The 14421-nt window shown below is 70.4% G+C and carries 13 protein-coding genes; 6 read left to right on the forward strand and 7 right to left on the reverse strand.

All coding sequences use genetic code 11. The features are described 5' to 3' along the window. The first annotated feature begins 53 nt into the window (after positions 1-53). Entirely contained in the window at positions 54-704 is a 651-nt protein-coding gene (locus VC184_RS11840; RefSeq protein WP_282501336.1) for a GNAT family N-acetyltransferase, read from the forward strand. Here the strand turns inward: VC184_RS11840 and guaB1 are convergent. Beyond that, positions 694-2151, reverse strand: a complete 1458-nt coding sequence (gene guaB1 / locus VC184_RS11845) for a GMP reductase (protein WP_269267798.1) — start codon at positions 2149-2151, stop codon at positions 694-696. The genes VC184_RS11840 and guaB1 overlap by 11 nt on opposite strands. Positions 2152-2349: 198 nt before the next feature. Between guaB1 and VC184_RS11850 the strand changes: the two genes are divergently transcribed. Beyond that, complete coding sequence (locus VC184_RS11850; protein ID WP_323986308.1) at positions 2350-6069, forward strand: multifunctional oxoglutarate decarboxylase/oxoglutarate dehydrogenase thiamine pyrophosphate-binding subunit/dihydrolipoyllysine-residue succinyltransferase subunit; 3720 nt, start codon at positions 2350-2352, stop codon at positions 6067-6069. A 97-nt stretch (positions 6070-6166) separates the two neighbouring features. Here VC184_RS11850 and VC184_RS11855 read toward each other — a convergent pair whose 3' ends face one another. Together VC184_RS11855 and VC184_RS11860 are read right to left on the reverse strand one after the other, a co-directional pair. Further along, the gene (locus VC184_RS11855) at positions 6167-6415 is read right to left on the reverse strand and encodes a zf-HC2 domain-containing protein (RefSeq protein WP_112617327.1); all 249 of its coding nucleotides are present in this window, start codon (positions 6413-6415) and stop codon (positions 6167-6169) included. Further along, positions 6412-7065, reverse strand: a complete 654-nt coding sequence (locus tag VC184_RS11860) for a sigma-70 family RNA polymerase sigma factor (protein ID WP_378719613.1) — start codon at positions 7063-7065, stop codon at positions 6412-6414. The genes VC184_RS11855 and VC184_RS11860 overlap by 4 nt, the downstream gene beginning before the upstream one ends. 66 nt (positions 7066-7131) lie before the next feature. Between VC184_RS11860 and aroA the strand changes: the two genes are divergently transcribed. Genes aroA through bcp form a run of 3 tightly spaced genes read left to right on the forward strand, consistent with a single transcriptional unit; the run spans position 7132 to position 10015 of the window. Continuing rightward, a complete protein-coding gene (gene aroA / locus VC184_RS11865) occupies positions 7132-8475 on the forward strand; it encodes a 3-phosphoshikimate 1-carboxyvinyltransferase (protein ID WP_274178849.1) in 1344 nt (447 codons plus the stop codon). Continuing rightward, complete coding sequence (rsgA, locus tag VC184_RS11870; protein ID WP_274178850.1) at positions 8472-9551, forward strand: ribosome small subunit-dependent GTPase A; 1080 nt, start codon at positions 8472-8474, stop codon at positions 9549-9551. Before aroA ends, rsgA begins: the two co-directional genes overlap by 4 nt. After that, positions 9548-10015 (forward strand): thioredoxin-dependent thiol peroxidase, encoded by a 468-nt coding sequence (gene bcp / locus VC184_RS11875; RefSeq protein WP_274178851.1) that lies wholly within the window; start codon positions 9548-9550, stop codon positions 10013-10015. Before rsgA ends, bcp begins: the two co-directional genes overlap by 4 nt. Positions 10016-10028: 13 nt before the next feature. Here the strand turns inward: bcp and VC184_RS11880 are convergent, their stop codons facing one another. Next, on the reverse strand, positions 10029-10415 hold the full coding sequence (locus tag VC184_RS11880; RefSeq protein WP_274178852.1) for a histidine kinase: 387 nt from the start codon (positions 10413-10415) through the stop codon (positions 10029-10031). A 221-nt stretch (positions 10416-10636) separates the two neighbouring features. On the opposite strand from VC184_RS11880, the gene VC184_RS11885 reads away from it, so the two are divergent. Beyond that, the gene (locus tag VC184_RS11885) at positions 10637-10885 is read left to right on the forward strand and encodes a WhiB family transcriptional regulator (protein WP_023955350.1); all 249 of its coding nucleotides are present in this window, start codon (positions 10637-10639) and stop codon (positions 10883-10885) included. A 70-nt stretch (positions 10886-10955) separates the two neighbouring features. On the opposite strand, the gene VC184_RS11890 is transcribed toward VC184_RS11885, so the two are convergent. The 3 genes from VC184_RS11890 to VC184_RS11900 are packed head-to-tail and all read right to left on the reverse strand — an operon-like array spanning position 10956 to position 14344. Beyond that, on the reverse strand, positions 10956-12449 hold the full coding sequence (locus VC184_RS11890; protein WP_112617585.1) for a sensor histidine kinase: 1494 nt from the start codon (positions 12447-12449) through the stop codon (positions 10956-10958). A 9-nt stretch (positions 12450-12458) separates the two neighbouring features. Beyond that, entirely contained in the window at positions 12459-13718 is a 1260-nt protein-coding gene (locus VC184_RS11895; RefSeq protein WP_323986314.1) for an AAA family ATPase, read from the reverse strand. Then, on the reverse strand, positions 13718-14344 hold the full coding sequence (locus VC184_RS11900; RefSeq protein ID WP_112617333.1) for an SAF domain-containing protein: 627 nt from the start codon (positions 14342-14344) through the stop codon (positions 13718-13720). Before VC184_RS11900 ends, VC184_RS11895 begins: the two co-directional genes overlap by 1 nt. Positions 14345-14421 lie beyond the last annotated feature (77 nt).

Raw genomic sequence — 14421 nt, forward strand, 5'->3', positions numbered from 1 at the left:
CGATCTTACGCCTGTCCGAGGCGCGCGCCGGGCGCAGCCGCGACAATCGACTCATGACAGATTCGACGAGCGCGCCGGGGAGAACGGAAGACCGCACCACGGCCATCGGCGAGAGCCGTGGCATCCGGGTTCGTCCGTTCGTGCCGGCCGATGTAGAGCCCTACCGGAGGTGGCTCCAGCCCCATCAGGACTGGCATCGCTGGGACGGCCCCTACTTCCCGAAGCTCGACGTCGCGGGGGTGGATGCCGCGTGCGCACGACTCGCATCCAGCATCGCCGACGGCTCGTACGGCGCACACGCCCCGCTGACGCGGGCGGTCATCGTCACGGCGGACGATCCGGCGACGATGCTCGGCACGGTCTCGTGGCACTGGGAGTCGGAGGTCTCGGACTGGCGGCGGATGGGCCTGACGGTCCACGACCCGACCCAGCGCGGCCGCGGGGTCGGCACCGAGGCCCTGCGCCTCTGGACCGAGTACCTCTTCCGCACGACCTCCGTCGTCCGGCTCGACTTCGCGACCTGGTCGGGGAACGAGCGGATGCTCGCTGTCGGCCACCGTCTCGGTTTCGTCGAGGAGGCGCGCTTCCGCGATGCGCGCGAGGTACGCGGCCGACGGTACGACTCGGTCGTCATGGGTGTACTGCGCGACGAATGGGAGTCGTCTGGCCAGAGGCCGGCGCAGGCGGCGAGCTCTACCAGCTGACGGGAAGCGCCTTGCCCTCTTCGTAGCCGGCGGCCGACTGGAGACCGACCGTCGCGCGCTCGTGGAACTCTGCCACCGTCGCGGCTCCTGCGTAGGTGAAGGACGAGCGCACACCCGAGGTGATCATGTCGAGCAGATCCTCGACGCCCGGGCGCAGCGGGTCGAGGTAGATCCGCGACGACGAGATGCCCTCGGCGAACAGCTCCTTGCGGGCTCGCTCGTAGGCGTCGAGGCGCCCGAACCGGCCGACGACGGCCTTCGTCGAAGCCATGCCCCACGACTCCTTGAACGCACGCCCCTCGTCGTCGAGCTGGACCTCGCCGGGCGACTCGATCGTGCCGGCGAACCAGGAGCCGATCATGACGGATGCCGCGCCCGCGGCGAGCGCCAGCGCCACATCCCGGGGATAGCGGACTCCCCCATCGGCCCAGACGTGCGCCCCGCGCTCCGCCGCCGCCTGCGCGGTCTCGAGCACGGCGGAGAACTGCGGCCGTCCGACGGCCGTCATCATGCGGGTCGTGCACATCGCCCCGGGGCCGACGCCGACCTTGAGGATCGTGGCACCCGCCTCGACGAGGTCTGCGACGCCGTCGGCCGTGACGATGTTCCCCGCGACGATCGGCAGACCGAGGTCGAGCGCCGCGACCTCGCGCAGTGCGCGCAGCATCCCCTCCTGGTGCCCGTGGGCGGTGTCGACGACGAGCACATCGACGCCCGCGGCGGCGAGCGCCCGCGCCTTGGCTGCCGCGTCGCCGTTGATCCCGATCGCTGCCGCGACGATGAGACGCCCGTCGCCGTCGACGGCGGGGCGGTAGATCGCGGTGCGCAGCGCACTGCGACGCGACAGCGTGCCGACGAGCGCACCCTGATGGAGCATTGCGACGACCGGTACATCGGCCGCGTCGATGAGGTCGAAGGCGGCGCGAGGACCGGAGACGTCATCGGCGTCGATCGCGGTCGCACGGTCGCGTACCAGGTCGCCCAGGCGGGCGTCCGGCAGTGCGGTGGCCAGGCGGGCCGCGGGAACGATCCCGGTGATGTCGTCGATACGCAGCGTCGGCGCCGACGGGTCCGCGACCACGATGCCGTGCCCATCCAGCGCGGGAAGGATGCGGGATGCCTCGGCGACCGTGGCATCCGGTGAGAGCACGATGGGGGTGTCCCATGCGACCGGCTGAGCCTTGACCCACCGGATGGCGGCGTCGAGGTCCTGCAGCGGCATGTCCTGCGGCAGCACGCCGAGTCCGCCGCGGCGGGCGAGCGTGGCGGCCAGACGCGGGCCGGTGACGGAGTTCATGTTCGCCGAGACGATCGGCAGCGTGGCCGCCGTGCCGTCGCCGGGGGCGAGGTCGACATCGAGCCGACTCGTGATCGCCGATCGGCGGGGCACGAGGAAGACGTCGGAGTACGTCAGGTCGACCGTGGGCTCAGCACCGGAGAAACGCATGCTCCATACGCTACGCCGCGGACCCGACAGACAGCCGGGCGTGCGGCGAGAGGGCCGGGCGGGCTCCATCACGATGCGATACCACGGGTGTCGCCGCGGCATCCGGTCGGTTGATCTGGGCTACCCTAGGAGACTGTGCGCGGCGGCGGACGACCGCCGTGAGAACCGATCTTCACCGATGAAAGCAGGCGATCTGCCGTGTCCAGCCAGGCGACCGGAATCGGAACCTCGAACGACGGCGAGTTCGGGGCGAACGAATGGCTCGTCGCGGAACTGTACGAACAGTTCCGCGAAGACAAGAACTCGGTGGACAAGGAGTGGTGGCCGACGCTCGAGGCCTACGCCGCTCACGTGAACGGCGGCGCTTCCCAGCCCGCCGGGTCCGCCCCGGCGCAGCCCGCCGGCACCGCTCCCGCGCAACCCGCCCCCGCACAGCCCGCGGCGGCGTCGCACCCCGTGACGGCCCCGGTGCCGACGGTCGGCTCGCAGCCGGTCGCTCGCACGACGGCTCGGCCCGCCGCCGCGCAGCCGGTGCCCGCGCAGGCCCCGACGACCCCCGCCGCCGAGGTCGAGCAGCGCGAGGATGTCGTCACCCCGCTGCGCGGCATGCCGAAGACCCTCGCGGCGAACATGGACGACTCGCTCACGGTGCCGACCGCGACGAGTGTGCGCACCATCCCCGCCAAGCTGATGATCGACAACCGCATCGTCATCAACAACCACATGTCGCGCACGCGCGGCGGCAAGATCAGCTTCACCCACCTCATCGGCTGGGCGCTCATCCAGGCGCTCAAGGCCTTCCCGAGCCAGAACGTCTCGTACGCAGAGGTCGACGGCAAGCCGTCGGTGATCGCGCACGCGCACGTCGGCCTCGGCATCGCGATCGACCTCCCCAAGCCCGACGGCACGCGCGCGCTCATGGTGCCGAGCATCAAGCGCGCCGAGTCGCTCAGCTTCGGCGAGTACCTGGCCGCCTACGAAGACCTGGTCAGCCGTGCTCGCAAGAACAAGCTCACCGCTGCCGACTTCCAGGGCACGACGATCTCGCTGACCAACCCCGGCGGCATCGGCACGGTGCACTCGGTTCCGCGGCTCATGCGCGGCCAGGGCAGCATCATCGGCGCCGGCGCGCTCGACTACCCGGCCGAGTTCCAGGGCTCGAGCGAGAAGACGCTCGTCAACCTCGGCATCGGCAAGACCATCACTCTCACCAGCACCTACGACCACCGCGTCATCCAGGGTGCCGGCTCGGGCGAGTTCCTCAAGACCGTTCACGAGCTGCTGATCGGCAAGAACGGCTTCTACGACGAGATCTTCGCCGCCCTGCGCATCCCCTATGCGCCCATCCAGTGGTCGACCGACATCAACGTCGACCTCGCCGAGCGCGTCGACAAGACGGCCCGCGTGCAGGAGCTCATCAACTCCTACCGGGTGCGCGGCCACCTCATGGCCGACATCGACCCGCTCGAGTACCGCCAGCGCACGCACCCCGACCTCGAGATCGAGCAGCACGGTCTGACCTTCTGGGACCTCGACCGCGAGTTCGTCACCGGCGGGTTCGGCAGCAAGCGCGTCATGAAGCTCCGCGAGATCCTCGGCGTTCTGCGCGACTCGTACTGCCGCACGATCGGCATCGAGTACATGCACATCCAGGATCCCGAGCAGCGCAAGTGGTTCCAGGACAACGTCGAGGTCAAGTACCAGAAGCCCGGTCACGACGAGCAGCTGCGCATCCTCGGCAAGCTCAACCAGGCCGAGGCGTTCGAGACCTTCCTGCAGACCAAGTACGTCGGCCAGAAGCGCTTCAGCCTCGAGGGCGGCGAGTCGCTGATCCCGCTGCTCGACGAGGTCCTCCAGGGCGCGGCGCGCACGGGCCTCGAGGGCGCCGCGATCGGCATGGCCCACCGCGGCCGTCTCAACGTCCTGACGAACATCGCCGGCAAGACCTACGGCCAGGTCTTCCGCGAGTTCGAGGGCTCCGTCGCGATCGGTTCGAAGAGCGGCTCGGGCGACGTGAAGTACCACCTCGGCACCGAGGGCACCTTCGTCGGCGATGAGGGCGACGAACTGCCGGTGTACCTCGCCGCGAACCCGTCGCACCTCGAGACCGTCGACGGCGTTCTCGAGGGCATCGTGCGCGCCAAGCAGGACCGCGGCCCGATCGGCTCGTTCTCGTGGCTGCCGATCCTCGTCCACGGCGACGCCGCGTTCGCCGGTCAGGGCGTCGTCGTCGAGACGCTGCAGATGTCGCAGCTGCGCGGGTACCGGACCGGCGGCACGGTCCACGTCGTGGTCAACAACCAGGTCGGCTTCACGACGCTCCCCCTCGACGCCCGCAGCTCGGTCTACGCGACGGACGTGGCCAAGACCATCCAGGCGCCGATCTTCCACGTCAACGGCGACGACCCCGAGGCCGTCGTGCACGTCGCGCAGCTCGCGTTCCGCTACCGCCAGGAGTTCAAGCGCGACGTCGTGATCGACCTCGTCTGCTACCGCCGCCGCGGTCACAACGAGGGCGACGACCCGTCGATGACCCAGCCCCTCATGACGAACCTCATCGAGGCCAAGCGCTCGGTCCGCCGGCTCTACACCGAGTCGCTGGTCGGACGCGGCGACATCACCGAGGAAGAGTACGAGCAGGCCAAGCGCGACTTCCAGGACCGCCTCGAGGTCGCGTTCGCCGAGACGCACGCCGCCGAGACCGGCGCGTCCGGCCCGGTGGGCCTGTCGGGACCGATCGATCAGGCCGTCGGCGCCCCCGAGACGACGGGTGTCGGTGAAGACGTCATCCATCAGATCGGCGACGCGTTCGTCAACGCCCCCGAGAACTTCACGGTGCACGGCAAGCTCAAGCAGCTGCTCGACAAGCGCCACGATATGAGCCGCAACGGCAACATCGACTGGGCGATGGGCGAGCTCTTCGCGTTCGGCTCGCTGCTCATGGAGGGCACGAACGTCCGCCTCGCCGGTCAGGATGCGCGTCGCGGAACGTTCGTGCAGCGTCACGCCGTCCTCCACGACCGCTCGAACGGCCAGGAGTGGCTGCCGCTCGCGAACCTGTCCGAGAACCAGGGCCGCTTCTACGTCTACGACTCGCTGCTGAGCGAGTACGCGGCCATGGCGTTCGAGTACGGCTATTCGGTAGAGCGCGCGGACTCGCTCGTGCTCTGGGAGGCCCAGTTCGGCGACTTCGCCAACGGCGCGCAGTCGGTCATCGACGAGTTCATCTCGTCGGCCGAGCAGAAGTGGGCCCAGCAGTCGGGCGTCGTCCTGCTGCTCCCCCACGGCTACGAGGGCCAGGGGCCGGATCACTCGTCGGCTCGCATCGAGCGCTACCTGCAGATGTGCGCTCAGGACAACATGACGGTCGCGCGGCCCTCCACCCCCGCGTCGTACTTCCACCTGCTGCGCCGCCAGGCCTACGCACGTCCGCGCCGCCCCCTCGTCGTGTTCACGCCGAAGGCGATGCTGCGCCTGCGCGGTGCGACGAGCCCGGTCGAGGACTTCCAAAACGGCAAGTTCGAGCCCGTGATCGACGACAGCGCGATCACCGACAAGAGCGCGGTCAAGCGTGTGCTGCTGCACTCGGGCAAGATCCACTGGGACCTGAAGTCGGAGCTCGACAAGAAGCCGAACCCGGCGATCGCGCTCGTGCGGCTCGAGCAGTTCTACCCGGCGCCCATCGATGAGCTGAAGGCGGTCCTCGCGGGCTACCCGAATGCCGAGGTCGTCTGGGTCCAGGACGAGCCCGAGAACCAGGGCGCGTGGCCCTTCATCGCGCTCGAAGCCGCCGCAAAGCTCGACGGCCGCTCGGTGCGCGGCATCACCCGGCCCGCTGCGGCGTCGACGGCGACCGGTTCGCCGAAGGTGCACGCCGTGGAGCAGGCGAAGCTCATCGAGCAGGCGCTCACGCTTTGAGCCAGCGGTAGCGAAAGGGGCGGACGTGCGAACGTCCGCCCCTTTCTGCTCTCACGGCCGAGCTCAGGCCGTCATCGGGCTCGGGCGCGGAGCGCGCTCACGCGTGAGCGGCCTCCTGGGCCTCCCGCAGACGCGCCAGAACCTGGTCGCGCAGCTCCTCGGGTGCCGATTCCCGGCACGCTCGGGCGACGACCTCTGTGAGCGTGCGCGACACCAGGGCCTCGTCGCGACAAGCCGGGCATGACTCGAGGTGCTCCCGGATGTCGGCGTGCTCGGTCTTGCAGACCTCGTTGCGCAGGTACTCTTCCAGATCGCGTCGCGCCTTCTCGCATCCGCAGTCACTCATTTCTTGCTCCTCGTGGGGGGCATCTCGATGCCCCGCTCCTTCGCATAGTCGGCCAGCAGGTCACGCAACAGGCGTCTGCCACGGTGCAGACGGCTCATGACCGTGCCGATCGGGGTTTTCATGATGTCGGCGATTTCCTGGTAGGCGAAGCCCTCGACGTCCGCGAGGTACACCGCCAACCGGAAATCCTCGGGGATCGACTGCAGCGCGTCCTTGACCGCGGACGCCGGCATGTGGTCGATCGCTTCAGCCTCGGCGGAGCGGCTCCGGGATGCGGTGGTGGATTCCGCTCCTCCCAGCTGCCAGTCCTCGAGGTCGTCAATGGTGCCCTGGTAGGGCTCCCGCTGCTTCTTGCGGTAGGTGTTGATGTAGGTGTTGGTCAGGATCCGGTACAGCCACGCCTTGAGGTTGGTCCCCTGCGTGAAGGACGACCACGAGGCGAACGCCTTGACGAACGTCTCCTGCACGAGGTCCGCTGCGTCAGCGGGATTGCGGGTCATCCGCATGGCGGCGGCGTAAAGCTGGTCCATGAACGGGAGCGCCTGCTCCTCGAACTGGGCGCTCGGATCGGTGACCGCTTGCTCTTCCATCAGCGGCCAGTCTACGTGGGCGTCCCACGGCGCGACCGCAGGATCGGCGAGTGCGATCATGGGCTCCTCTCACTCGGTGGGACCAACGACCTCGACAGCACGAGGGCGTTCGATACTGTGAAACCCATGACCACCGCCGCGTATTCCCCCCGCACCGCCGACGTCGGCGCGCCGTGGCGCGCGCCCGTCGCTGAGAGCCCCGTCCGGGCCGAGGTCGCCGTGCCCGGCTCCAAGTCGCTCACCAACCGCGAGCTCGTGCTGTCGGCCCTCGCCGAGACTCCCTCGCGCCTGATCGCGCCGCTGCATTCGGACGACTCCGCGCGCATGATCGACGCGCTGCGAGCTCTCGGCGCCCAGATCGAAGCCGTGCCCGGCGAGGGCCGTTTCGGCCCCGACCTCGTCGTGACGCCGCTCGGGGCGGAACCGGCCGATGCCGTGGTCGACTGCGGGCAAGCCGGCACCGTCATGCGCTTCGTCACTCCCCTCGCCGGACTCGCGCGAGGCGAGGTCACCGTCACGGCCCACGAGAGCGCCCTGCACCGGCCCATGGCGGAGATGATCCGGAGCCTCCGCGAGCTCGGCGTCGACATCGACGACGGCGGCCGGTGGACGCTGCCGTTCCTCGTGCACGGGCACGGCCACGTTCGCGGCGGCGAGGTCACGATCGACGCGAGCGCCTCGAGCCAGTTCGTGTCGGGGCTCCTGCTGGCGGCGCCCCGGTTCGATGTCGGGCTCCGCCTCGTGCACGACGGTCACCGCCTGCCGAGCCTGCCGCACATCGACATGACGGTCGAGGCCCTCGGCCACCGTGGCGTGAACGTCGAGCGTCCGAGCGACCGCGAGTGGCTCGTCCCCGCCGGTCCGCTCCGCGGCAAAGAGCTCACGATCGAGCCCGACCTGTCCAACGCGGCCCCCTTCCTGGCCGCGGCCGCGCTGACCGGCGGGCGGGTGACGATCCCGCACTGGCCCGTGCACTCGACCCAGCCGGGTGCGCTGCTCGTCGACATCCTGACCGAGATGGGCGCCCGCGTGACGCGACGCAGCGGTGTTCTCGCGGTCTCCGGCACCGGCGAGCTGCGCGGCGTCGACCTCGACCTGTCGGCGGCGAGCGAGCTGACCCCGTCGCTCTTCGCGCTCGCGGCGTTCGCCGACTCGCCGAGCACGCTGCACGGCATCGGCCACATCCGCGGCCATGAGACCGACCGCATCGCCGCTCTCGTGGGCAACCTCCGAGCGCTCGGCGGCTCGGCCGAAGAGCTCGAGGACGGCATCCGCATCACGCCCACGCCGCTGCGCGGCGGGCTCTGGCGGGCGCACCACGACCACCGGATGGCGACGGCGGGGGCGATCATCGGCCTGCGCGTCCCGGGCGTCGAGGTCGACGACATCGGCACGACCGCGAAGACGATGCCCGAGTTCCCCCAGCTGTGGGCAGAGATGCTCGGATCCGACGCGCAGGTCGCCGGGTGAGCTGGCTCGGCGGCGACGACGACCTCGACGAGGAGTACGACGAGTCCGACATCCGGATGCGTCCGAATCCGAAGGCGAATCGGCCGCGCACCAAGCGGCGACCCGCCCACAGCGACGCCCAGGTGGCGCGCGTGGTGGGTGTCGACCGCGGCCGCTACACCGTGCTCATCGACGAGGACGGCGACGACGAGCACACCACGCTCGCGGTGCGCGCTCGCGAGCTGCGGAAGCAGCCCATCGTCAGCGGCGACCGGGCACGCGTGGTCGGCGACGTGTCGGGAGACGAAGGCACTCTCGGACGCATCGTCGGCATCGAACCACGCACGACGCTGCTCCGTCGCAGCGCCGACGACACCGACCAGGTGGAGCGGATCGTCGTGGCCAACGCCGATCAGATGGTCATCGTGGTGGCCGCAGCCGACCCTGAGCCCCGCCCGCGCCTGGTCGACCGCTACCTCATCGCGGCGCTCGACGCCGGCATCCATCCCTTGCTCGTGGTGACCAAGACCGATCTCGCCGACCCGGCCGCGTTCCTCGCGCATTTCGAGGGGGTGGACGACCTCGAAGTGCTCACGAGCGGGCGGGGACGGATGCCGGTCGACGAGCTCGGCGCGAAGCTCGTGGGCCACGCCACGGTGTTCGTCGGTCACTCCGGCGTCGGCAAGTCCACCCTTGTGAACGCCCTGGTGCCGACAGCCGCACGGGCGACCGGACACGTCAACGAAGTCACCGGTCGAGGTCGCCACACGTCGAGCTCGACGGTATCGCTTCGTTATCTCGGGCCCGAGGGGCGCGGTTGGGTCATCGACACGCCCGGGGTCCGCTCGTTCGGCCTCGGGCACGTCGACCCCGCCAACATCCTCGCCGCGTTCACCGACCTCGCCGCTGTCGCCGAGGAGTGCCCGCGGGGCTGCACGCATCTTCCCGATGCGCCCGACTGCGCGATCGTCGAGGCCGTCGCGCAGGGCCGGCTGGGAGAACGTGGCCCGGCGCGACTCGACTCGCTTCAGCGCCTGCTCGGCACCTTCTCGGCCGGGGTCGACCCGGCGGTTCGCCGTTCTAGGCTGGAATCATGACGCGTCTGCAACCGGGCGACCTCGCCCCCGAATTCTCCCTCGACGACCAGGACGGCTCGACGCTCTCGCTGTCGGACCTGCGCGGACGGCGCACGGTCGTGTTCTTCTACCCGGCGGCCATGACTCCCGGCTGCACGCGGGAAGCCTGCGATTTCCGCGACAGCGTCGAGTCGCTGCGCGCAGCGGGCATCGAGGTCATCGGAATCTCGCGCGATGACGAGGCGAAGCTGCGCCGTTTCCGCGAGCAGGAGCAGCTCACCTATCCGCTTCTCAGCGATCCCGACCACGCCGTGCACGAGGCGTACGGCGCATGGGGCGAGAAGATGAACTACGGCAAGACCGTCGAAGGCGTCATCCGATCCACCTTCGTCATCGACGCCGACGGCCGGATCGAGCACGCGCTCTACAACGTCAAGGCGACGGGTCACGTCGCGCGAGTCCGCGCGCTGCTCGGTCTCGGCTGAGAGCCTCGACGACTCAGGCGTCGCCGCGGCCGCGTGCTGCACGCCGGGTCGCGGCCACCAGCAGCACGAAGCCGACCACGCCCGGCACCGCGATGAGCACAGCGGTGCCGGCGTCGGCGTACTGACCCGTGGCAGCGCCGAGGGCGACCGCCAGGATCAGAAGCTGGGCGACGATGCCGCCCGAACGGCCCCACGACACTCGGCGCCAGACCGACACGGCGAATGCTGCGAGGGCCACGGCACCGATGGCGGTCAACACGATGAGGGCGACGGAGCTGGGAACCTCGATGGTGTCGCCGCCGACCAGCGCGACGATCTCCCAGCCGACGACCGCGAGCAACGCGATGGCTTCTGCGGCGAGCACGGCTCCCGCGAGACGTTCGACAGCAGTGGGGGCCATGGCATCCGACCTTCGATCAGAGCCGCGCGATACCGGTATTCACGGCCCGGCGGCGAGCAAATCCGCAGTTCACCCTTGATTCATCTGTCCGGGCTATGGGACGATAGATCAAGCCGTGTGCTCCCACAGCGAAGTGGGGCGAGCATCCGCTCGCACACTTAACCAGGGTACCGGACTACCCGAGTCCGGCCCGACAGAATCACCACCCCAAGGAGCACCACATGGATTGGCGCGACAAGTCTGCCTGCCTGACCGTCGACCCCGAACTCTTCTTCCCCGTGGGCAACACGGGCCCCGCCGTCGACCAGATCGAGAAGGCGAAGGCCGTCTGCGCCCGCTGCACCGTGACGGAGATCTGCCTGCAGTACGCCCTCGAGACCGGCCAGGACTCGGGCGTCTGGGGCGGCCTGTCCGAGGACGAGCGTCGCGCACTGAAGCGCCGCGCTGCACGCGCTCGCCGCGCGTCCTGACCCGCTCCCCGACCCCGCTGCCGACACGTCGGCGCGGGGTCCGCGCGTTGACGGGGACCCCGCGACGCGCTCAGCCCGCGTCGCGCTCGATATAGCGCAGCGGGATCTCGATGGTCACCTCGGTTCCGCTGCCGACGAGCGTGTGCCAGTCGATCGTGCCGCTGAGCTCGCCCTGGATCAGAGTGCGGACGATCTGCGTGCCGAGGCCGCGCCCGACCTGCCCCTCCGGCAAGCCGCTGCCGGAATCGCGCACCTTCACCTCGAGGCGCTCCGCGGAACGCTCCGCGACGATCTCGACATCGCCCTCCGTGCCCGCCAGCCCATGCTCGACGGCATTCGTGACGAGTTCGGTGAGCGCGAGCGCGAGCGGTGTCGCGTACTCGCTCGGCAGGGTGCCGAAGCGCCCCGACGACCGCGTGCGAGCGCGGGTGTTCGGCGCGGCCGCCACCTCTGCGACGAGCTTGAGGACGCGCGCGAACACCTCGTCGAAGTCGACGTTCTGTGCCAGCCCCTCCGACAGGGTGTCGTGCACCACCGCGATCGCCGACACCCGGCGCATCGCCTGGGTGAGAGCGTCACGCGCCTCCTCGGAGTGCGTCCGGCGGGCCTGGATACGAAGCAGCGAGGCGACGGTCTGCAGGTTGTTCTTCACGCGATGGTGGATCTCGCGGATCGTCGCGTCCTTCGTGATGAGCTCCTGCTCCTGGTGCCGGATCTCACTCACGTCGCGGCAGAGGACGATCGCGCCGATGCGGGTGCCGTGGTCGCGCAGCGGGATGGTGCGCAGCGACACCGTGACGCCGCGGGCCTCGATGTCGGCGCGCCAGGGTGCGCGGCCGGCCATCACGATCGGCAGCGACTCGTCGAACTCGCGCTTGCTGGGAAGGATCGCCGTTGCCACCTCGATCAGAGGCTCGCCCTCGAGCTCGTCCTCGAAGCCCAACCGGTTGAAGGCCGAGAGAGCGTTCGGGCTGGCGAAGGTGGTCATGCCGTCGACATCGAGCCGGATGAGCCCGTCGGATGCGCGCGGAGCGCCGCGACGCGGAGCCGTCGGGGCGTTCAGATCGGGGAAGTCGGACGAGGCGACCATCCCGAACAGGTCGTCGGCGCAGTCGTTGAACGTGATCTGCTGACGCGAGGGCGTCCGCGCCTCGCCGAGGTTCGTGTGCCGCGTGAGGACACCGACCACGTGCGCGGCGCGCCCCTCGGTCGCCCGTTCCCGGACGATCGGCACCGCGCGTACGCGGGTCGGCGTCTCCTCGAACCAGTCGGGCGAGGCCGAATCGACGATGCGCGCCTGGGTGAAGGCATCCTTCACCTGCGTGCGCCACTGCGGGCGCACGCGATCGCCGACGATGTCGCGGTAGAAGAGGGTCGCCGCTCCCCCGGGCCGGGTGTGCGCGACGGCGATGAACGAGTCGTCCGCGGTGGGCACCCAGATGACGATGTCGGCGAAGGCGAGATCGGCCAGCAGCTGACCGTCACCGGCGAGGCGGTGGAGCCACTCGACGTCGGCGTCGGTGGAAAGTCCTTGAGCATGGACGAGATCGCTGAGGGTCGACACCATCCCAGACTAGGGGGCCGATCCCGCCGACGCGGCGTGCGCCGTCACACGATGGCGGCGCGACGCCGCGACCGCGCGCATCGGGGGCGAGATCGCCTCGCCGACGAGTCGGCGCACGGCTGCCGGGATGGGGCCTCGGCCGTTCCCCTCGACGACGGGCCGGGCCGCCAGCAGAGCCGCGTCGGTGGCACGCGGGTCCCACGGGACGAACCAGCATCGCTCGATCCCGGCGTACCGCTCGAAGCTGCGGCGGATCTGGCCTCGTGGATCGATCCCGAGCGGGCCGCCCCGGAGCTTGTTGACGACGACGTGGACGGGCACGGCCCCGACGGTCGCGCGCAGCTCGGGGTAAGCCCGCAGGAACCGCGAGAGCCCCACGGGGTCGGCGGCAGCGACCGCGACGACCAGGTCGGCCGACTCGAGCGCGGCGAGGGTCGCGGCATTGCGCCGGGGCCCGTCGAGATCGCTGACGATCGCCTCATCCCGTTCGAGCGATGCCGAGACGTCGACGACGACATCGTCGACCCAGTCACGACAGGTCTCGAGGACGCGCATGACACGCTCGAACCCGAGTTCCGGCCAGCGCGCCGGCCGGTTGATGCCGACGAGGACATCGACGGCGCCCGCAGGCTCCGCGATGCGAGCCAGTTCCGCCGGTGTCAGTTCGCCGCGCGACGCACGTCGGCACGCGCCGGCCAGGCCCGGCCCCTCGTCGGGAACGCCCAGCGCGACGGCGACGGCGGGCGCGTGTGCGTCCGCGTCCGCGAGCGCGACGCTGCGCCCATCGCGCGCCGTCTCGCGAGCGATCTCGATCGACATCGTCGTGCGACCGGGCGCGCCCGAGGCGCCCCACACGACGATCACCCTCCCGCGCGACCGAACGGGCGGGGTCGATGCGGGAACGGCGGTGACGGCGTCCAAGGCATCAGTGGTCGAATCGACGACCGCGACCCCGAGGATCTCGGCCGCTCGATGCTCGGCCGCGACCCGGCTCCACGCGACGATCCTGGTCGCAGTGCGGTCGCACAACTCGACGACGTCGCGCGTGAGCCACGAACGGGATGCTGCGAGAAGGAGCACGTCCGCGCCTGCGATCACGGCAGCGGTACCGGATAGCTCGCGCGCCTGTGGAGCGGACCATGCGAAGGTCGCGTCGTGCGCTGCCGCGGCCACATCCTCGGGCGCGAGCGCGGTGACCTCGGTGAAACCTCCGGCGCGCAGTCGCTCGGTGAACGGCGCGGCATCGGGAATCGCCACGACGATACGCATCAGCGCGTCCCGCCCGCGGCCGGGATCACCGACACCGCGTCACCGGCCGCGACAGCGGCGAGCGCGGCCGAGACGTCCGTGCGCGCCACCACCAGCTCGACAGCGGCGGATCGTTGCTGTGCCATGAGCCCGTCGCCGGCCTGCACGGCGCGCACCGTGGCTTCTCGGACGAGGATGCGCGGCTCGCCGAAGACCCCTCGCTCGCGCTGCGGCGCACTCCACACCTCGACGCGGGTCCCCGGCGACACGGAGCCGGGCACGGCACCGGCTGTCTGCACGACGACGGTCGTCACCTCGACGTCGTCCGGTGATGCGACTGCGGCGCGCGGCACGAACTCGCCGGCGGGGATCGTCCGCGTCGCGACACCGCCCGGCTCGAGCGCACCCGGTGCGGCATAGATGTCGTCAGCCGATCCGAGCGCCACCTCCACGACGCGCAGATCGGCAGCCTCGACGGTCTCGCCGACGACGATGGTCCGCGCCGCGGTCAGGACCGCCGACGTCTGCCGCGCCGCTGACACCACGGCCCAGACCCCCGCGACGGAGATCGACACGAGGACGACGCCGATGATGACGCGTGCGTCGGCGCGACGGATGCGGTTACGGAACGAGGTACGTGCGACCATGCCACCATCGTGGGCGAGGCGGTGCCACGGCCGTGCTGGTTGTCCACAGGGCTGTCAAGAGCCGAGCGGGCGAACAT

It is taken from the genome of Microbacterium plantarum (genome assembly GCF_035231185.1).
Classification (GTDB): domain Bacteria; phylum Actinomycetota; class Actinomycetes; order Actinomycetales; family Microbacteriaceae; genus Microbacterium; species Microbacterium plantarum.